This window comes from Methanosarcina sp. 2.H.A.1B.4, assembly GCF_000979385.1.
Classification (GTDB): Archaea; Halobacteriota; Methanosarcinia; order Methanosarcinales; family Methanosarcinaceae; genus Methanosarcina.
Map to the genome: position 1 here is coordinate 1 of NZ_JJOV01000041.1, position 20,321 is coordinate 20,321.

18 protein-coding genes and 1 pseudogene are annotated in these 20,321 nt (G+C 45.3%); 9 read left to right on the forward strand and 10 right to left on the reverse strand.

The window, feature by feature from the left end:
- Positions 1-1,119: pseudogene (gene mtbB, locus EO92_RS06425) on the forward strand ([dimethylamine--corrinoid protein] Co-methyltransferase); the annotation flags it as partial.
- Positions 1,120-1,593: 474 nt separating this feature from the next.
- On the opposite strand, the gene EO92_RS17575 reads toward mtbB, so the two are convergent.
- Positions 1,594-1,740 (reverse strand): hypothetical protein, encoded by a 147-nt coding sequence (locus tag EO92_RS17575; RefSeq protein ID WP_156165741.1) that lies wholly within the window; start codon positions 1,738-1,740, stop codon positions 1,594-1,596.
- A gap of 209 nt (positions 1,741-1,949) precedes the next feature.
- Here EO92_RS17575 and lysS point away from each other — a divergent pair, with 209 nt between their 5' ends.
- A complete protein-coding gene (lysS, locus tag EO92_RS06430; RefSeq protein ID WP_048170166.1) occupies positions 1,950-3,563 on the forward strand; it encodes a lysine--tRNA ligase in 1,614 nt (537 codons plus the stop codon).
- Positions 3,564-3,713: 150 nt separating this feature from the next.
- Complete coding sequence (locus tag EO92_RS06435) at positions 3,714-4,484, forward strand: class I SAM-dependent methyltransferase (RefSeq protein ID WP_156165742.1); 771 nt, start codon at positions 3,714-3,716, stop codon at positions 4,482-4,484.
- Between the two features lie 98 nt (positions 4,485-4,582).
- Here the strand turns inward: EO92_RS06435 and EO92_RS06440 are convergent, their stop codons facing one another.
- From EO92_RS06440 to EO92_RS06450, 3 genes are all read right to left on the reverse strand, one after another.
- The gene (locus EO92_RS06440) at positions 4,583-4,840 is read right to left on the reverse strand and encodes a pro-sigmaK processing inhibitor BofA family protein (RefSeq protein ID WP_048134386.1); all 258 of its coding nucleotides are present in this window, start codon (positions 4,838-4,840) and stop codon (positions 4,583-4,585) included.
- Positions 4,841-4,989: 149 nt separating this feature from the next.
- Entirely contained in the window at positions 4,990-5,439 is a 450-nt protein-coding gene (locus tag EO92_RS06445) for a nucleoside 2-deoxyribosyltransferase (RefSeq protein WP_048170168.1), read from the reverse strand.
- Between the two features lie 70 nt (positions 5,440-5,509).
- Positions 5,510-8,131: a DUF3656 domain-containing protein gene (locus EO92_RS06450; RefSeq protein ID WP_048161621.1), complete on the reverse strand. Its 2,622-nt coding sequence runs from the start codon at positions 8,129-8,131 to the stop codon at positions 5,510-5,512.
- Between the two features lie 47 nt (positions 8,132-8,178).
- Between EO92_RS06450 and EO92_RS17580 the strand changes: the two genes are divergently transcribed.
- Positions 8,179-8,328 carry a hypothetical protein gene (locus tag EO92_RS17580; protein WP_156161250.1) on the forward strand — a complete coding sequence of 50 codons (150 nt, stop codon included), beginning with the start codon at positions 8,179-8,181 and terminating at the stop codon, positions 8,326-8,328.
- A 39-nt stretch (positions 8,329-8,367) separates the two neighbouring features.
- Here the strand turns inward: EO92_RS17580 and EO92_RS06455 are convergent, their stop codons facing one another.
- The 6 genes from EO92_RS06455 to EO92_RS06480 all read right to left on the reverse strand — a co-directional run bounded on the left by EO92_RS06455 (position 8,368) and on the right by EO92_RS06480 (position 13,103).
- The gene (locus EO92_RS06455) at positions 8,368-8,769 is read right to left on the reverse strand and encodes a hypothetical protein (protein ID WP_048141566.1); all 402 of its coding nucleotides are present in this window, start codon (positions 8,767-8,769) and stop codon (positions 8,368-8,370) included.
- 265 nt (positions 8,770-9,034) lie between these two features.
- On the reverse strand, positions 9,035-9,856 hold the full coding sequence (gene hisF, locus EO92_RS06460) for an imidazole glycerol phosphate synthase subunit HisF (RefSeq protein WP_048170170.1): 822 nt from the start codon (positions 9,854-9,856) through the stop codon (positions 9,035-9,037).
- 461 nt (positions 9,857-10,317) lie between these two features.
- The gene (locus EO92_RS06465; protein WP_048134398.1) at positions 10,318-10,782 is read right to left on the reverse strand and encodes a bifunctional nuclease family protein; all 465 of its coding nucleotides are present in this window, start codon (positions 10,780-10,782) and stop codon (positions 10,318-10,320) included.
- 114 nt (positions 10,783-10,896) lie between these two features.
- The gene (locus EO92_RS06470) at positions 10,897-11,622 is read right to left on the reverse strand and encodes a protein-L-isoaspartate O-methyltransferase (protein WP_048170172.1); all 726 of its coding nucleotides are present in this window, start codon (positions 11,620-11,622) and stop codon (positions 10,897-10,899) included.
- A 148-nt stretch (positions 11,623-11,770) separates the two neighbouring features.
- Positions 11,771-12,526, reverse strand: a complete 756-nt coding sequence (locus EO92_RS06475; protein ID WP_048170174.1) for a protein-L-isoaspartate O-methyltransferase — start codon at positions 12,524-12,526, stop codon at positions 11,771-11,773.
- Positions 12,468-13,103 (reverse strand): HVO_0476 family zinc finger protein, encoded by a 636-nt coding sequence (locus tag EO92_RS06480; protein ID WP_048134404.1) that lies wholly within the window; start codon positions 13,101-13,103, stop codon positions 12,468-12,470. The genes EO92_RS06475 and EO92_RS06480 overlap by 59 nt, the downstream gene beginning before the upstream one ends.
- Before the next feature lie 625 nt (positions 13,104-13,728).
- Here EO92_RS06480 and EO92_RS06485 point away from each other — a divergent pair.
- From EO92_RS06485 to EO92_RS06505, 5 genes are all read left to right on the forward strand, one after another.
- Complete coding sequence (locus tag EO92_RS06485) at positions 13,729-14,406, forward strand: winged helix-turn-helix domain-containing protein/riboflavin kinase (protein WP_048170175.1); 678 nt, start codon at positions 13,729-13,731, stop codon at positions 14,404-14,406.
- Entirely contained in the window at positions 14,403-15,146 is a 744-nt protein-coding gene (gene ribB / locus EO92_RS06490) for a 3,4-dihydroxy-2-butanone-4-phosphate synthase (RefSeq protein ID WP_048170177.1), read from the forward strand. The genes EO92_RS06485 and ribB overlap by 4 nt, the downstream gene beginning before the upstream one ends.
- Positions 15,147-15,428: 282 nt before the next feature.
- Positions 15,429-16,316: a cation diffusion facilitator family transporter gene (locus EO92_RS06495; RefSeq protein ID WP_048170179.1), complete on the forward strand. Its 888-nt coding sequence runs from the start codon at positions 15,429-15,431 to the stop codon at positions 16,314-16,316.
- A 5-nt stretch (positions 16,317-16,321) separates the two neighbouring features.
- Complete coding sequence (gene aroC / locus EO92_RS06500) at positions 16,322-17,419, forward strand: chorismate synthase (RefSeq protein WP_048170180.1); 1,098 nt, start codon at positions 16,322-16,324, stop codon at positions 17,417-17,419.
- 655 nt (positions 17,420-18,074) lie between these two features.
- On the forward strand, positions 18,075-20,255 hold the full coding sequence (locus EO92_RS06505) for a DUF3160 domain-containing protein (RefSeq protein WP_052734291.1): 2,181 nt from the start codon (positions 18,075-18,077) through the stop codon (positions 20,253-20,255).
- The last annotated feature ends 66 nt before the right edge of the window (positions 20,256-20,321 follow it).

Below are 20,321 nucleotides of genomic sequence, written 5' to 3' on the forward strand. Positions count from 1 at the left end.
CTTGTCGGCTGCATGATGCACGAGAGAGCCTTTGGTGCCGACACCATGGAACTCGGTCACATCGACTACAGCTACAAACCTGTAAAGCCCGTTGTTTCAAACGAGTGCCAGGCAATGGAAGTCTGCCAGCAGAACATGGTTATCCCTCTCTTCTATGGCGCAATGCCGAACATGGGGCTGTACTACACTCCTGACGGACCTTTCGAGAACCCTGGAGACCTCATGAAGGCTTTCAAGATTCAGGAAGCCTGGGACTCCATGGAACACGCCGCAGAGCACCTTTCCAGGGACACCGTATGGGTTATGCAGAAAATCTTTGCCTCCGGGGCAGACGGTGTAAACTTTGACACCACCGGTGCAGCCGGTGACGCAGACATGTACGGAACCCTCCACGCCATCGAGGCTCTCAGGAAGGAATTCCCTAACATGTACATCGAAGCCGGAATGGCCGGGGAATGTGTACTCGGTATGCACGGCAACCTGCAGTACGACGGTACAACCCTCGCAGGCCTCTGGCCACACCAGCAGGCACCCCTGATCGCAAAGGCAGGCGCAAACGTCTTCGGTCCAGTGTGCAACACCAACACCAGCAAGACCTCTGCCTGGAACCTTGCAAGGGCTGTCACCTTCATGAAGGCAGCTGTTGCAGTTTCCACTATCCCCTGTCACGTTGACATGGGTATGGGTGTCGGCGGAATTCCGATGCTTGAGACTCCTCCAATCGATGCCGTTACAAGGGCAAGCAAGGCAATGGTCGAAATTGCCGGCGTAGACGGCATATAGATCGGAGTCGGCGACCCAATGGGTATGCCGATTTCCCACATTATGGCTTCCGGTATGACTGGAATCAGGGCCGCAGGCGACCTTGTCGCAAGGATGGAATTCTCAAAGAACATGAGGATCGGAGAAGCCAAGGAGTACGTCGCAAAGAAGCTCGGAGTCAGCACCATGGACCTCTCAGACGAGCACGTCATGCGTGAACTCCGTGAAGAGCTTGACATCGGTGTCATCACCTCCGTGCCTGGCGCAGCCAAAGGCATTGCAGCAAAGATGAACATCGAGAAGCTTCTCGACGTCAAGATCAACTCCTGCGATCTCTTCAGAAAACAGATTGCTTAAGATGGACTGGTTCAGGCTCCGGCCTGTACCTTCCTCCATGCAATGGAAAAACGGTAGAAAGCAAAAAAACGCTAAAAGCCGTCAAAATGCTTCAATATCTCCGGGAAACCGCTCTGGAAGATTCCTTCCTGACCCGTGTTCCGGGGATATATCCCTACCGTCTTTTCCATTTTATTTTTTGGAATTTTATTCAAATCCCTTTTTTCTTTCATTAAATTCTTAATTTTTCTATTGTCGATTATTCTTTTTTATTTTATGCAGTCATTTTTCTTCGGTTTTCCGATCTGCAGTTTTTCTTTCAGGGTACAATTGTTTAAATTCCGGACTTCCTTTCCGGTTGTTTTCAGTCAGGTTGTTCTGTCATCTTTATTTTTTTGTAATGTAATCTGCTTGATGCGATAAATTTATATATTTATACGTGCTTTTATTTATTAGCAAATCAAATTTACTTGATTTGCTTAAAAAAGTGCCATTTTAAATCTCCATAATTCGGTAGACTCCTGAAATAATTTGCCTTTGAACCTCCATTCTTTTTTTCTTTTTTTGTCTCCCTGAGTTTATTCTTTCTTTCTTCATTCCTTTCTCTTTTTCTTCATCACTTTCTCTTTTTCTTTCTTCCATCCATTTCGGTTTTCATTTTTTTGATTCCCTGCGCCCTGATACGGAAATATCTCGAGTGCCTTCAGGGATTTTTATTGCCAGCCCAAAGTTTATCCGTTGATACGATAATTATGCAGGAAATCCAAACCTGCAGGTAAATGCATGAACAGATCCTCATTTCTTGTTTTCATACCTGATTCTACGGTTTATCTGACATTCTGGTGAGAACCATGGCTGACACAATTCACTGGGCGGACTTCATAGCCGAAGACGTGTTAAATAAGAGTGGCAAGCACCTTGTTGCCACAGGAATCACTCCCTCCGGACATATCCATATAGGCAATATGAGGGAGGTCGTGACTGCTGATGCTGCTTACAGGGCACTCCTTGACAGAGGGGCAGATGCTCGTTTAATCTACATTGCCGACAACTACGACCCTCTGCGCAAGGTTTACCCTTTCCTTCCTGAAAGTTATGCCGAGCATGTGGGAAAACCTATTTCCGAGGTTCCCTGTCCATGTGGGGAATGCGCAAACTATGCCGAGCATTTCCTGAAACCTTTCCTTGAAGCCCTGAGACGCCTTGGCATCAACCCCGAGGTTTACAGGGCAGACGAAATGTACAGGGCAGGAATGTATACCGAAGCGATAAAGTCCGCCCTTGTGAAAAGGAATGAAATTGCAAAAATTCTTGAAGAGGTTTCGGGGAAAACAGTTGCAGAGGAATGGAGCCCTTTCAACCCCCGCTGTAACGAATGTGGTAAAATCACGACCACGAAGGTTACGGGTTTTGACCTGGAAGCCGAAACTGTGGACTATGTCTGTGCCTGCGGGCACTCCGGGACGGTGCCGATGGCAGGAGGGGGAAAGCTTACCTGGAGAGTGGACTGGCCTGCCCGATGGGCTGTTCTTGGGGTAACTGTGGAACCATTCGGAAAAGACCACGCCTCAAGGGGTGGCTCCTATGATACCGGAATGCGAATAGTACGGGAAATCTACGGGCACGAACCTCCCTACCCTATAGTCTATGAGTGGATAATGCTTGGGAAGCAGGGAGCAATGTCTTCTTCTACGGGAGTGGTTGTCTCGATTTCGGATATGCTTGAGGTGGTGCCTCCGGAAGTCCTTCGCTACCTTATCATCCGTACAAAACCTGAAAAACATATCAAGTTTGACCCCGGGCAGCCTCTCCTTACCATGGTGGACGAATACGAGCGGCTCAGGGAAATATTCCGGGGAAATGATCCTTCCCTCGGGGACTTTGAAAAGAAGATTTACGAACTCTCCCGGGCAACCGGTATCTGCCATCCGGAAATTCCTTTCAAGCAGATGGTGACAATCTATCAGGTCGCCCGTGGAGATTTCGGGCAGGTGCTGAAGATCGTAAAGCGTTCGGGCTTTTCAATTGAAGATGAAAAGTGTATCAGGGAACTTGTGGATAATGTCTCAAAATGGCTTGAACTGTACGCCCCTCCTTTTGCCAGGTTCAGTGTAAAAGAGAGAGTGCCTGTGCAGGTAGCAACCCTTTCGGAGCTCCAGAAAGCCTTTCTTGGCGCGTTTGCAGACCTTATCGAAGCAAGAGGAAAGATCAGCGGAGAGGAATACCATATGCTGGTCTATTCCGCAAAAGATGAAGGTTCTGAATTGAACCGGTTGATCGCTGAAAAGTTAAATGAGCCGGCCCCACAGGTGGACCCAAAAGACCTTTTCAAAGCGATTTACACCTCAATTCTCGGGCAGAGCTCGGGCCCTAAAGCCGGCTGGTTCTTATCTTCTTTTGAGGAGGGTTTCCTTATAAACCGGTTCAGGGAAGCTTCAACATACATCCCTGAAAAACGCGGGTGAATAAATCCGGATGGATAAGGAAAACGCTAGCCGGGTAAATAAAAAGCCAGATAACTAAGGAAAACGCTAGTTGGGTAAGGAAAAAGCCCGGTAAATACGGAAAAAGACGGATGAATAAGGAAAAAGACGGATGAATAAGGAAAAAGACGGATGAATATAGAAACCAATGATAAGCGGGTTATAAAGGATATGGGCGTCGCAGACACAGAGATAACTGGCGAGGTTGAAATAGAGGATTTGGACGCATCAAAGGATATAGATGCCCCGGTGAAAAAACCCGCAGGCTCTTCAAAAGAGCACTTCCTTGCCTGGGATAAAGAATACGCCCATCTCAAATGGGGGGGGCCTGCGTCTATTCGGAGTTTGCAGGCTTATCTTGCGCCAGAAGCGAGAGTTCTGGATGCAGGCTCAGGGAACGGAAGGTACCTTGGGGAGCTTTCAAGGCACTACACCGCTATTGGAGCTGATATCTCTTTAACTGCCCTTGGAAGTTCCCGCTCACAGCTTGCAAGAAGCGGCAGGTTTGCAGAACATCTTGGGGCAAGTGTGCATGCCCTTCCTTTCAAATCCGGGTCATTTGACGGAATTCTCTGTTACGGGGTGCTCCAGCATCTTTTTAAAGAAGAACGGGAAGCTGCTGTCAGGGAATTCTCCCGCCTTCTCTGCTGTGGCGGTTTTATTTTTTTCGAGGCTTTCGGCTGTGAAGATATGCGTTGCGGAGGGGAGCCTTCAAGCCCATTTGAAGAAAAAACTTTTGCCCGGCAAAATGGGATAATTTACCATTATTTTACTGAAGAAGAAGTAAAGGAACTTTTTTGCGGGTTTGAAGTTCTTGAACTGGAAAATGTAATAAAAGAGAAAACTTTTAGAGGGGAATCTTATCAACGGCACATGGTCAGGGGAGTTTTCCGGAAACTTTGAATTTAATTCAGACTTTTTCTGAATCTTCCTACTCATCTGTTTTTTACCGTTTTAGACCCTCTATACAACTTTAAAAACAACCTGAATATTTTATTTTTTCATACAAAAGCTAGCTTAAGGTAATTAAGCACGATTATTACAAGGGCTCCGAAAATTCCTCCTATTGCGCAGACCAGGACTGCTACCCAGGTGATTGCGATTTCAAGTCCTAACAAAAACTTTGCTACGATCAGGGTTAAGATCCCAAGTGCTGCATTTATTGCAAGGCCGGTGGCAGTCTTGAGGACTTTGTACAGCACAAATGCCACTACAGCTGCCAGAATTAATACTGATATTTCGGGAACTCCAACTACCATAGATTATACATAGAGTTCAAATTATTTATATTTATCATTGGGTTTTATGAACCAGTTGTGTCTTTTTGGATATTTGTGTCAGATATACTCGAAAATGGCCTCTTATTTTTTTTATTTGAGGACGGAACACTATTTTACGGCATTTTTCCTTAGAGAGCCCGGACAAATTTAATAATAATTTCATTAAGTGCTGCCTCGTTTGAATAAGTCTGTACCTCCAGTGAAGGCTCAGGATTCCCGAGCACCATTGAAGAGACTGCCGCATCGGACCTGTGCAGGCAGAGTACAGGAATTTTCCGGAGAAGCGCCCTGCATATTTCATAGCCTACACCCGTGGACGGTACTGTCACTTCTGCAATCAGCGCATCACTTTTTGCAAGCAAACCAATATCTCTGGCATATATTTCCTGTTCAGTCATTTTTGATTCGTTTTCTTCCAGCTCGGGGTCTGCAACATGCCAGGTGAGTACTTCCGCTCCTGCTTCTTCGAGGGCGTCGTACATAAACCGGTATGTCTCAAGAAGCTGTCTTCCTCCCCGGATCGAGCCTGACAGGAAAATCTTCGGATTCTCTTGTTTTGCAATGTTCTTCTTTTCCATTATCCGATCATCCTTTTTTCTCTTCTATCTCTTGCCGCTCTTTTTGTCTGTTTTTTCTGTTTCGGTTCTCTTACTGTACGCCTCTGAAGTAATGCCCTGTGGTAAAACCTTTCCCGAGATCCTCACATTTTTCCTTTGCCCTCTCTCCGGTCTCACAAAATGCGTCAATTGCTTTCCTGTATTTCCCTGTAATTCTCCTGATTTCTTCTGGATTGTCCATTCCGAGAGTCTCGATTCTCAGGCTTGAAACACCACTTTCGATAAGTACCGGGACATATTCCAGCATGCAGAGGGACCTTGAGTTTAGGAGGTGAGTCCTGCACTGGTAGTCCATGAGCAGGGGAAATTCGTAATTCTTTTCATCTACCAGCTTAAAGTTCCCTGAGGTACAGGGTGCGCTGCACTGATTTCCATCTTTCCCGAGCAGCCCTCCTGCAAGGCAGTGTTCGGATTCCATCAGTTCGAGGCGGCCGTGGATAATGCATTCGGCAGGTCCGTAAGCAGCTACTTCTTTGAGCTCGTCAAGCGTTAATTCGGGAGAAATTACAGCCATTTCTGCTCCTTTCTGCAAAAGAAGGGCAAAGGTATAGCCGTTATAGATATTCATGGGACTGTCTGCAATACACGGAACCTTTTTTTCTTTTGCGAGGTTAAACGTCCCGAGGTTTGAAACAAGGACCCCGTCAGCTCCGAACTTTTCCACATGGGAGAGAAGTTCTTCCACCGGTTTCATCTCGTAGTCCTTCACTATTTTAGGAGTATTAAAATAGATTTTACTGCCTGCAGCTCTGGCTTTCAGAACAGCGCTTTCAAAAATAGATTCAAGACTCCTGCCGGAAGCCTCCTCTCCGTCGGAGTTTTTCTCTTTTCCGGCTGCTTTCGGCCTTCTATAAAGTCCCTCTCCGAAGTAAACACAGTCTGCTCCGCCTGCAAGAGCTCCTTCAAGCCCTTCAGAGGAATACACGGAAACTGAAAGCAAGGGCTTTCCCGGAAGTTTTTGGGTTTTTATTTCCTCTATCTCCCGTGTTTCCCCTATTTTCTCTGTTTCCTCTGGTTTCCCGTTTTCCTCTATTTCCTCTATTTCCGTTGCCTTTTTTTCTCCAAATACAGGGAACTGCAGATTTTCTAGAGGCGCCCGCTTCCACTTTGATACGCGCAGGTTTTCAAGCTGCAAGACCGCTTTTGTCCTCAAGTCGTTCAGTTGCCCAACGGGAATAAAAATATCCTCTTCTACATTCACATTAAGTTCGGCTGCCTCAAAAAGAGTATTTCCAAGCTTGGTGAGCTGTTTTTCTATCTGGGCTTTTGAGGTTGGCACCTTTTCTGCCTTCTCGACCAGATATTCGGATTCAACTGCCACTACATTTGAATCGCTGTCCTTTATTTCGAGCCTGGCAGGTTTTCCCGGGGCAATGGTTGCTGTGATAAGTAAGGGGATCTTAGGCCTCAGGGCTCCGAATTCGCTTTCTTTTTTAAGGGAATCCATGAGTTTCTTGTCATGTGTCCTGTAAACCGTGCTTCCTGATGGCGCCCTTGAATCAAAGGAGATCTCTATGACTTCTCCTTTCCCCGCATTGTATACAGGGCCCCTTTCAGTATACATCGAGGATATGATTTTTCCTTTATCTTCAGGCCTGGTCTCGGCATTTTCGACCATTATCCCGTCTCCCAGGCGGAGGGAGTTTGAAAGTTTTATGCGAATACGCTTTGTGCGCGTGTCATAGCTGACAACCGTGCCTGCGGGAATCCCGCGGTTGTGGGGGTTTTCCCGGCTCATAAGTTTTTCACGCGGGTTTCCAAAAAAGTAGCCTGAAGTAAAGCCACGGTTAAAAAGCTGGGTAAGGGTCTCCTGCTCCTCTTCGGAAACCGAATAACCGGCAGGGTTTTTCAGGTACCTGTCAATCAGGCGGTGGTAGATCCTGACAACTCCTGCAACATATTCCGGCCTTTTCATCCTGCCCTCAATTTTGAAAGACTCGATCCCGGCTTCTATAAGGGCTCCAAGGCCTGAGGTCGTGTTAAGGTCCTTAGGGCTTAAAAGATAACTGCCGCTGGTTTTAACCTGCTTTCCTGCACAGTACAGCCTGTACTTTTTGCGGCAAGGCTGGGCGCAGTATCCTCTGTTTCCGCTTCTTCCCCCTATAAGGCTGCTCAGGAGGCACTGGCCTGAATAGGAAATGCAGAGGGCTCCATGTACGAAAACCTCTATCTCTACATCATTTTTTTCTTTTATCTTATTTATATCTTCAAGTGAAACTTCCCGTGAGAGTACAACTCTTTCGATTCCCAGCTCCTTTACAAAAGCAACCCCTTCACTGTTGTGCAAAGTCATCTGCGTGCTTGCATGCAGGGGAAGGTCAGGCAGGTATTTCCGGGAAAGGGAAATAAGTCCAAGATCCTGAATGATGATTGCATCTGTTCCCATTTCTCTCAGGCGGGAAAGCAATATAAGAGCACTTTCCATTTCCCCTTCCTTGAGCAGGGTGTTTACGGTTACGTATATTTTTACGCCCCTTAGATGGGCATAATCAATAGCTTTTTCAAGCTCTTCTTCTGAAAAATTAGATGCATATCCCCGGGCGCTAAAAGCCCTGGCTCCTATGTATGCAGCATCAGCTCCGTTTTCTACAGCTGCCGTAAGGGCTTCCATGCCGCCGGCCGGTGCCAGCAGTTCAGGTTTCGCAGGCTTCATCAAATGGGATTACAGAGTATGCTCTTAATTAAGCTTTGGCATCCTTTTTGGAGAACATAAAACTGAAAATCAAAAAGTGCGGAAATATTCCTTCCTGCAAGCTGATAACTGCTCAGGAAGCAATTCCTCTTAAAAATACCTTAAAACCAATCGGTAATACTGTTGTAAAAATAATAAAAGGGGGAGTAGATTATTAAAGAGCTAACGGACAAAACCCGATATAATGTTTTTCCGGGTTATGCTTTTGGCCCAATTATCCAGGTCATAATCCTGTTGTTTTTCTTATCTTTTGAGGTTTCGCAGAGTATTTTTCCATCATGCATGTGGGATTCGCAGGAATAGTTGACTTTGTCTTCCTTTCCCATGTGCTTGAAGTGTACCTTGAAGTATCCCTCTGAGCATCCTATCCCGTATTTAATCCAGCCTTCAATATCCGCTCCACCCTCACAGCTTCCATCGCATGCAATAAGCTCAAAGATCTTTTCTTCATAAGACCCGATTTTTTCTGGAGCAAAATGGCCTTTTTTGTACTTCCCCTTCTCAATTTTCTGAGCCTGAAGCACAAAGTCCTCACCGGTGTTGTTCAGGATCTTCAACTGCAACCCTTCAAGAGTTTCCATAGTTTCTGTTTCTGACATCTTCGATTACCCCGATAAGAATTCAGATAAAAATTCCAGATAAGAGATTGCCTCTAATAAATAAAAAAGTATCTCAAAATATCTGGAAGTAAATATATTATAGAAGGAAGACTCGCTGAGGTAATCGAAGCTCCTGATGCCGTAATGCTCTGGGTGAAGTAAAGCCCTGGAAAATAGATCTCCTGGAAAAATAGATCCCTTGAAAATTAAGGATTATGGATGCCAGGCTCTTCTGAAGGGCATCATCCTCAATTTTTTCCAGCATTCAGAGCCTTACAGGGATTTCCCGCTCTCTCAGGTACTCTTTTACTTCTCGTATTGAATATTCACTGAAGTGGAAAATGCTTGCTGCAAGGGCTGCATCGGCTTTTCCTTTGGAAAACCCTTCATAGATATGCTGTGGGTTTCCAACTCCGCCAGAGGCGATGATTGGGACATCCAGTTCTTCGGAGAGCTTTCTTGTAATGGGGATATCGTAGCCAGCGCAGGTCCCATCCCGGTCCATACTTGTAAGCAGGATTTCTCCTGAACCCAGTTCTTCTGCTCTTCTTGCCCACTGCACGGCATCAATCCCCGTAGTTTCCCTGCCTCCGTAAATTACCACTTCATACCAGGCGGGGGTCCCATCTTCAAGTTCCAGTATGGTTTTGCCGAGATTGTTCTTTATGTCTGTATTTCGCCTGCAGTCAATCGCAGTAACAATACACTGGGCTCCGAATATGTCAGAGGACTCTTTTATAAAATCAGGGTTTTTTATTGCCGAGGTGTTGACCGAAACCTTATCAGCGCCTGCCCTCAGGATCTGGCGGATAGCGTTAATTGAACTGATCCCGCCTCCAACTGTGAGAGGGATAAAAACCTCATCTGCGGTCCTTTCGATCACATCGATCATGGTTCCCCTGCCGTGAGCTGAAGCTGTGATATCCAGGAAAACAAGTTCGTCTGCGCCGTCTTCATTATAGCGCTTGGCGAGTTCCACAGGGTCTCCGGCCTCTTTCAGGTCCACAAACTCCACACCCTTGACTACACAGCCGCCTGCCCTATCAAGGGTCACATCAAGGCATGGTATGATTCTTTTGGTGAGCATCAAGGGATATTGAAGTTAACTGTTATTAAAAGCTTATTGAAATTAAGCGGTAGAAGTCCTGAGGGCAGCAGGCTGTCAGAATAAGTAGAGATGGAATAATCTGGTGGTTCCTCATTAACTGGTTGATATATTCCAGAGTCCGGGAGAAGATCTTCCGTTTTCTCTCCCTGCGCCGCAAGGACCTGGGCCGACCTGCCAACCAGATAATAAGCGACCTAAAAACCGACAACGCGATTAAGAGAGATAAAAATACATTGGATAAATGCCCCCGGACTGAGAGAACACTTTCCTTTACCTCAGAAACCTTGTTTTAATTCAAGTAAACATCAGCACCTCCACCAGCCGGTCTGGAGGCCCTGCAAAAAAGCAGAATAAACAGATGTGAAATGCCAAAACCCATCAAGTAGTCCTCTTGAGCGAGCGAAAAGGACAGCGCACTGCAGAGCCGCAACTCTGCTGATTCAGCCAAAAATATTCATCACACGTGCGCCTTCAAGTCTGGACATCTCTATTTCGGAACATTCCAGCACTTTCTTTCTAATTCTGATCGGGGCTCCCACCCTGAGGGCGAGGGCAATGCAGTCACTTGGTCTTGCATCGAATTGCATTATGTTATTGTCCTTTCTTATCAGGAGGCGGGCATAATAGACTTTATCCACCTTATCATCGATCATTACGCCCTCTACCTTTATTTCCATACGGTCAAAAATATTAACCATGAGGTCATGAGCCATCGGGCGAGGAGGAGAGATATTTTTAAGCACGTTTCCTATTGAAAGGGCTTCCAGATGCCCAATATATATGGGAAGCATCTCGCCTTTTAAATTCTCAAGCAGTACTACCGGGGTAGGGTCACTGAAAACATCAACTATGTAGACATCTTTGACATGAATTTCTTCAAAATCCTCGTAATTATCGATGTCCATATCAAGTAGTTAATTTCACATATATTAATACCTTATTTAATTTTTTTTAATTTATTAAAGGAGATGCTTATAGCCTTGCTTCAGACTTTTTTCTAATGCCAAATTATCACGTTCTTAATTTTTTGGGAAACCATGTTTTCCGAGCATAGGCACGAAGGTAACCTCACCTTTTCTTTTCTTATGTATATTGCCATTGCTATCTTTTTTAATCCTGATAAGTTCCTGGAAATAATCCCCTACAGGAATTACCATTATCCCCCCGGGTTTCAACTGTTCCAGCAGAGTCTTAGGGATAGAGGGCGCTGCGCATGTTACAACTATCCTGTCATAAGGTGCATACCGGGGATAACCTATTGATCCATTCTCAAGTAATACTGTAACATTATCGTACCCCGTTTCTTCCAGGTTCTTCATTGCAAAATTTACAAGAGGTTTTATGCGCTCCACAGTGTATATACGTCCGGTTTTTCCTATGAGCTCTGCCATCACTGCAGCATTATATCCGGAACCTGCCCCAATTTCCAGGACTTTATGCCCTTCAGACAGCTCCAGGATTTCACACATAATAGCAACCATATGAGGGGCGGATATTGTTTGCCCGTGGCTGATTTCTAGAGGTCTGTCCGTATAAGCTGCCCTTTGCTCATATTCCGGAACAAACCTGTGTCTGGGAACATGGAGCATGGCCTTGAGCACATTTTTTTCCAGTACGATACCTTCAAGCCTTTCTACAAGGAGCTTGCGAAGCTCTTCGAATTCTTTTTCTTCTTTTTCTTCTTTTGTTCTTCTCTTGTTATCCTTACCATAGTCCTTTTCGGAAATCGCGTTGACCAAAATCATCCTCCTTCTTTCTGACAATTTTGTTTACTTGTTTTGCAAGCACAACGTCGCTTTTCTGGACCTGAATACCCCATCCCTAACTTTTATTTTATTGATTAAAAGGCGTGGATTTCCAACTTCTTCTATCTGCGTCATACTCCTGGTTCTTTTAAAACCCGTATTTGCCTATCAAAGGCACGAAAATAACTCCCCCTCTTTTCTCTTTGTGTATACTGCCTTCGCTATCTTTTTTAATTCTGATAAGCTCCTGGACATATTCCCCTACAGGAATTACCATTATTCCTCCGGGTTTCAATTGCTCCAGTAGAGGCTCAGGGATGTCAGGAGCTGCGCATGTTACAACTATCCTGTCATAAGGAGCATAGCTGGAATAGCCCACAGATCCGTCTTCAAGCAGTACGGTAACGTTTTCGTAGCCAGCTTTTTTCAGGTTCTCCCTTGCAAAATTCACAAGGGGCTCTATGCGCTCAACAGTGTATACATGCCCCTTCCTCCCTACAAGTTCCCCCATTACTGCTGCATGATATCCTGACCCCGCCCCTATTTCCAGGACCTTTAGCCCTTCCGAAAGCTCAAGGAGATCACACATAATGGCAACCATATGAGGGGCAGAGATAGTTTGCCCGAAGCCGATATTCAGAGGCGTATCAATGTAAGCCCCCTTTTTCGCGTATTCCGGGACAAATATATGCCTTGGGACCTTGAGCATGGCTTTGAGGACTTTTCTTCCTGTTCCATGGATCTCAAGCCCTCTTATGAGGTGCTCTCGCATCTCTTCGAGTTTATGCAGTTCTTCCTGGTCTTCGTCCTGTTTTCTTACTCCCTTTTTTTCGATGTGGTTTTCTTTACCACGGTCCTCTTCTGCTCCCACCCTGAATTGATCCTTCTCTTTTCTTTTTGGCAAATATACGTTTTACATATTTTGCAAGTACAACGTCGTCTCTCCTTGACCTGAACAGCCCGTCTCTGACCTTGATTTTGGTGATGAAAATCCTGGTGTTTCCAACTTTCTCCTCTGCTCCCACTACAAATTCATAGTCTCCGGGAACGCGTTTTTCCATTACTTCCGTTTTTTCAGTTCCTTGCTGTACGGAGAATTTTACAGTTATCTCATCAATTGCCCTTCCCCACACTGTCTCTATTTCTTCTGCAATGCCTGCATTGACACGTTTCCCTCCTGCTTCAAGGGAGGTGATCAGGATAGGGCATACCATTCCCGTCTCTTCATCGTCAACAATCAGCTCGTCATCCACCTCAAGAACAGTCTCGGAATCCAGATCGGTTTTGAAGGTATTTGAGGTATCCATCTTGCTGACAATGACCCTCACGCTGATGTTTTTCGGGGTTTTAATCTTTGCAGGATGCACCTGGCCGCACTTCATACAGCGGACAAGCGGGCTCTGTCCTTCTTTCAGAACTTCATGTCCAACTTCCTCTTGCGGGGAACAGGAGGGGCACTCAATATCAATTTCTCTTATCATAGTCTAATCAGTAGATGGATTCAAAATACTAAATACTTAACTTCTCCGGTGATGTTTTCTTCTGAAGGTATCTTGCAGGAGAAGTTCGGACATAAAAAAGCCCCATTAAAAATAAATTCGAGATAAAGATAAAAGAGTAAAAAAGCAAATGGCTCCTGAATTTAAACCCTGAGCCTGGAACGTTGTTATCCTTTTACTATCCATTATCCTGGAAATTACTATCTATTATCCTGGAAATCAGCCCATCTCTAGCTTCATGGTTATTATTCCAGATTCAAGGTTTTTCCAGCCCGGTTAATGATTTTTTTGTATTTGCCGTACACAGGTGGGCTCAAGAGGCGCTCGACGCATGGGAAAGAAGGCTTGAAATGCCAGTAGTGTGTGATTCCTCAGGCGAACATGAGTGGCATTCGATATTGATCTGCTGTGTCATGGCAGGTATGTTTTCTAATTCTCTCTATTCTACTTAGTTGTTTCATAAAACTTTTTATATTACTATTCGGAATACTGATTCCTTTATCCTCCAGTCCTGCCTAATATCAAAAGTTTTATTATAATGAAATGCGTAGTCTTACATCTCATAATTGAGACGCATCTCAAAATTAAGGCAATAAGGGTGCAGACAGTGCCGGACATTGAATACCTGAAGAAACTTGCCCTCAGAGGGGCAGTAAACAAAAATGTTAAGGTCTCTTCGAGTGAGTTTCACAAGCATACGGGGGACAGCTCTAAAACCGCAGCAAGAAAGCTAAAGCAGATGGAAGAAGAGCGGTTAATTGAAAGAAAGATAGTCCCCGGTGGCCAGTTGATAAAAATGACCGAAAAAGGGATTGAAATCCTAAAGAACGAATACGTTGAATACAACAGGATCTTTTCCTCAGAGCCTGATACCCTGGAACTTGAAGGAAATGTGCTTAAAGGTCTTGGTGAAGGTCAGTACTATATAAACATCCCCGGATACAGGAAGCAATTTGAAGATAAACTGCATTTTGTACCTTTCCCGGGTACTCTGAACGTGCAGCTTTCTGAAAACAGCTCGGCTCTTCGAAACAGGCTGCTAGAAATGCCCGCAGTCCGGATAGAAGGTTTTAATGATGGAGAACGCACTTTCGGAGGCGGGAATTGTTATCCTCTCAAAGTAGAGGGCATAGAAGCTGCTGTGGTCGTTCCTGACAGGACGCACTACCCATCGGATTTAATTGAGATTATTGCACCGGTAAAACTCAGGGATGCCCTGAAATTGAAAGACGGAGATAGAATTGTGACACGGGTAAAAAAGCAGGGTATGGAGGGACAGGAATGAGCGAGAGTACAGTATGCGAATGCCTGAAGTATAGTAATGAGAACATCAACAGGGCACTGGAAGCCCTGCGTGACGGAAAAATGATTCAGATCTATGACTCGGACTCCAGGGAAGGAGAAACGGATCTTGTGATCCCTGCAAAGGCTGTCACTTACACAGACGTTAAGTGGATGCGGAAAGACGCAGGAGGGCTTATCTGTGTGGCAGTAGATCCTGTGGCATCAAAACAGCTCAGGCTGCCTTTTATGGCAGACATTGTCCGGGAAGCCAGCAAAACAAGTGAATCCCTCGGAGAAGTTGTTGAAAAAGACGGGGACCTTAAGTACGATTCACATTCCTCTTTTTCCATCTGGGTCAACCACAGGGATACAAGAACAGGAATCCCTGATCTTGAAAGAGCCCTTACAATCAGGAAAATCGGGGAAATCACGGAAAACTCCCTCTCCGGAAACGGAGTCCGGTTTGGAAACGAGTTCCGGACTCCCGGGCATGTGGCTCTCCTCCGGGCTGCCGAAGGGCTTCTCGATGAACGCATGGGCCAGACAGAGCTTTCAGTTGCCCTCGCCAGAATGGCAGGAATTACCCCTGCAATGGTTGTCTGCGAGATGCTGGATGACGTTAGTGGGAAAGCCCTTTCAAAAGAAAAATCAAAAGAATATGGCAAAGATCACGGGCTTGTCTTCCTCGAAGGGCAGGAAATAGTTGAAGCCTATATGTTGTGGACAGGCTCAGGGTGCTAAAACACCTTTTCTTTTCCACTTTTAATTTCTTTTCCACTTTTGATTTCTTTTCCACTTTTGATTTCTTTTCCACTTTGATTTCTTTTCTACTTCCTATTTCTTTTCTACTTTCGATTTCTTTTTTACATTTTTCTGGTTTGCTAGTTCGGGACAGCAGAATATTATAATATAAAACGTAAGTTACTATCTAACAACAGCGTCTTCCGGCTATACTAAACCTTTTGTTTCTGTCGTTCCGTATTCCTGTGTTTTGCAGTTCACATCTGGGGGTGCCATCTGGTGATGCATAGGTTCAAAAAAGTCCAGCAAGTTCTTGTTCTTGTACTTTTCCTGAACCTTGCCGTAGCTTTTGCTAAAATCATTTACGGGACATTAACCGGCACCTTAAGCATGACTGCGGACGGATATCATTCCCTTTTTGACGGGGTATCCAATATTGTGGGTCTTGTGGGAATTTTTATTGCATCCCGTCCTCCTGACAGGGAACATCCCTACGGCCACCAGAAGTACGAAACAGTTGCTTCGATTTTTATAGCTGTCTTGCTTCTGTTTGTCGGGTTTGAGATCTTCCAAAATGCTCTGGATCGTTTTCTTGTACGGAGCACTCCCGGGGTAACAGCCCTGAGCTTTATCATTATGCTCGGGACAATGGGTGTGAACTACCTGGTCACTCGCTATGAACATGGGCAAGGGGTAGCCTTGAGCAGCTCGGTACTTATTGCAGACTCCATGCACACTAAAAGTGATATCTATGTCTCTTTCTCGGTTATAGTAAGCCTGGTTGCGATACGGTCAGGTTTTCCCCTGCTTGACCCTGTAATCGCCCTTCTGATTTCTTTCCTTATCTTCAGGGCCGGGTTCAGGATTATGAAAGAGAGTTCAAAGGTTCTGCTTGACATGTCCCGGCTTGAAGAAGAAGAGATCTGCAACCTTGTTTTAGGAATTGAGGGGGTGCTCGGCTGCCACAAGATCCGGACTCGTGGAGGCATGGGCGATATCCGGATAGATATGCATGTGCTTGTGTGGTCTGACATGCCTCTTGAAGATGCACACCTTATCGCTCACAGGGTAAGCAAAATGCTGAAGGTTGAGTACAAAGACGTTACTGATGTGGTTGTGCACCTTGAACCTGCCTTACCCCAAGAATCAAATAGCAAAAAAACCAGTTAAGATGCATGGCTGGAAACGTTTTCGGGCAGATGTTTCGAATCACGACCTGGGGAGAGTCCCACGGCAGGGCTGTAGGTGTCGTGGTTGACGGGCTGCCTGCAGGTCTTCCTTTCTCCGAAGCCGATATCCAGAAAGAGCTGGACAGAAGGCGCCCGGGGCAGAGCGAGGTCTCCACACCGAGAAGTGAGGCTGACAGGGTGGAGATACTTTCAGGAATTTTCGAAGGCATGAGCACAGGGACTCCCATCTCCATGCTGGTCTGGAATTCTGATGCCAGGTCTTCTTCTTATGATGCTATCAAAGAAACTCCCCGCCCCGGACATGCCGATTTTACGTACATGGCCCGTTACGGAATAAGGGACCACCGCGGGGGAGGCAGGTCTTCAGCGCGGGAAACAATAGGCAGGGTTGCAGGCGGGGCTCTTGCAAAACTTTTGCTTTCCCATTACGGAATCCGGATTGCCGGGCATGTGCTGGAGCTTGGCGGAATCCGGGCAAAAACACTTTCTTTTGAAAAAATCCTCAAAAACGTGGAAAAAACCCCTGTCCGCTGTGCAGATCTTGAGGCTGCTGAGAAAATGCTTGAAAAAGTCACAGCCCTGCGGCAGGAAGGCGACAGCGTTGGCGGAATTGTCGAGGTTATTGTAAAAGGCGTACCTGCAGGCCTCGGAGAACCGGTATTTGACAGGCTGGATGCAGACCTTGCAAAAGCCCTTGTAAGCATCCCCGCAGTCAAAGGTTTTGAAATCGGAGCCGGATTTGAGGCCGCCCGCATGCGCGGAAGTGAAATGAACGATTCCTTCCGCATGGAAGACGGAAAAATTACCTGTTCGAGCAACAACGCAGGCGGCATCCTCGGAGGAATCTCATCGGGCCTGGACATCGTCTGCCGTGCAGCTGTAAAGCCCACTCCATCCATAAGTAAACTTCAGCAAACGGTTGATCTCACAACCCGAGAAAATGCCGAAATAGTGATTAAAGGACGGCATGACCCCACGATTCCTCCGCGCATGGTACCGGTTGCCGAAGCCATGGTTGCCCTCGTGCTTGCCGACCATATGCTCAGGAGTGGCTTTATCAATCCAAGGACTCTGCTGGAGTAAAAGAAAGTACAACGACAAAGTGAAATTGCGGCTCTTTCTCTCAATATTCGTTCCAATCAAAATGTTCTCCGCCGCAAATTACTTATTTTTAATCTTTAATTTTCAATCTTTAATACAGATGAACCGGCATGTAGTCATCTGGATTCAGATAAATTGGCTTGAATGTCGACGTAGATAACCGTAGAGTTGTGGAGATTTCTTTTTTTGTTTATCCGTAGAAAACACTTGCTGTAGCTATGGTCTTATAACTTTTCTGTGCAAAGTCTCAAACAATCCAAGATCAGGAAATAATTACAGACTCGAAAAGAGTATGAAACCTGTCAGTTTGACGATCTGGCTAGAAAACTTATATAGAGATAATTAAAAGTAGTTTATGGAGTTCAAATGTACTTTCCAGGATTCTCTGAACTCCATGTTCCCAAAGGCATGATTACGTTAGCTTTGAGAGTCATCAGGGTTTGCCTGGTTTTGTCTCCCGGGAAACTTTAATTTTTTTAATTTTTCCTTAATTTGCCTTCTTAAATCAAGATGTGAGGGATTTGACTTGAAAATAAGGGCATTGATAGTTATCTTCCTGCTGGCGATAACACTTATTTCTGGTTCCGGCTGCATTGACAGCAGCAGTGAACCAGTCAAAGAAACCGGCCTGGAAGAAATGACAGATAATCAAACAGATGATCAGAGCGATTCATATAATGATTCCATAAAAACCGCTCCTGCAGAGAATTTCTCTGACAAGAGCAATACTCTTGAACTTGAAAAGGAAAGCTCTTTTTCCGGATATTACAGGAAAGAAAACCTGCAGTTCGAGGCTGATATTTCAGCTTATTCCCTGCCCCTAGAGGCTTCTGAAATTGCGAATTATGACGATTTCATTCAGAAAATTCCCCTGACAAACGAAAGCAGGGATTTGCTGTACAAAAATGGATTTGTTGTAATTGAAAATCCGGCTATCGAAAATCTGCCTGGGGCAGGGAATACGCTTGTAAATTCTACATATAAAGACCTGAAAGTGGCTGATGTTCCTATTTTCATCACATCGGATTCTCTTCTTCACCTTTATCATATCCAGTTTGATGAGACGCTAAAAAGGGCAGAATCTGAGGAATTTTTCGACGATCTCTGGAAACTTGACAAAGCTCTCCTTGATGCTTCCATAGAGGATTATGACAGTGCCTCAGGGCGAGAAAAGGAAGCTGCAAGAAGAAATGTTGCATACTTTGCAGTGGCTTTGAAACTTCTTGAACCGGAATCTTACCAGATAGGGCAATCCCGGGAAGATTCGGGAGATATTCTACTCTTCGATTCTCAGGAAGCAAAAAAATACAGTGTCGAAGTCCCCTCTTTTGTAAAAACCGACGTAGAGGCCGAACTGCGCTTAATAGAATCCCGGGAAGGAGGAATGTCTCCAATTTTCAAGTACGGGGAAGATTACTCTCAGTACACCCCAAGAGGACATTACACTCGCTCTGAAAAGCTGCAGAACTACTTCAAGGCCATGATGTGGCACGGCAGAATGAGTCTGCTGCTCCAACCTGACATGATTTCTGCGGAAGGCCCGGAACAGGAAGCGAAAATTCAGACTATTCAGGCTTTTTTAATTTCTGACCATTTTGACAGGGATAAGGAGCTCAGGGACAGGTGGGACAGGATTTACGAGGTGACGGCTTTTTATGTCGGTTATTCCGACGACCTCGGGCCTTATGAATATGCAAAAGCCCTGGATACTGTCTTTGGGGGTAATAGACATGGAGTAAGTTTCGACAACGAAAGCCTAGCAGAACTGAAAACCGAACTGGAAATATATGAAAGTCCGAAAATCTACGGCGGAACAGGTGGAATTATTCAGACAGGCTCCGAAACTGAAAACAAAACTCTTGAAGCTACAAAAGGTTTCAGATTTATGGGTCAGCGCTATACCCCCGATTCCTATATCTTCCAGAAGCTCGGTTTCCCAGCCCTGAATGTCATAGATCTTCTCGGTTCTGAAAGAGCCACGGAACACCTTAAAAATATGGGTGTTTCCGGAGATGCAGAATATGAAATCAGCCATCAATCTCTGGAAAACGAATTCGGAGCTTTTGATGAAGAAGACTGGAACAAAAACCTTTACTGGGCTCAACTATATGCTTTAAAGCCACTCCTTGTAAGCTATCCGGCGGGTTATCCTACCTTTATGCAGACTGCAGCCTGGGAAGATAAACAGCTTAATGCCGCCCTTGCTTCCTGGACCGAGCTCAGGCACGACACTATCCTTTATGCAAAGCAAGCTTACTTCATGGGCTCTCCTCAAATTCAGGAAGAAAAACCTGTAGAGGGATATGTGGAACCGGTTCCGGAATTTTATGCCAGGATGCTTGCCCTTACCAGAATGGCACATTCTGGATTAAATGATATGGAAGTGCTTGATGAGCAGTCGGATAAAGACTTTACAACTCTTGAAAACACCCTTGAAAAACTGCTGGAAATCTCGATTAAAGAGCTTGAAAACGAAGAGCTGACGGATGAAGAGTATGAGTTCATAAGGAATTTTGATCAGAATATAGCTCCAATGCTTGAGAACGTAGATATCAAGTCCCAGATGTCCACTCTGGTTGCGGATGTTTATATAGGTCCTGGAGGAAATGTCTTGGAAGAAGGGACCGGAAAACTGGATCTGATGGTTGTAGCTTATAAACAGCCTGACGGCAGGATCGTACTTGGAGCAGGCCCTGTAATGAGTTATTATGAGTTCTGGCAGCCCTCAGGGGAAAGGCTGACTGATGAAGAATGGAGATTGATGCTGAATAATAACCCTCCTGAAAGACCGGAGTGGATAAGTTCCTTTAGGGGGTAAAAGATGCTATTCTGAATAGGTTATCTTTTTCCCTTTCTTTTTATTTTTAAAAATTTGTTGATTATA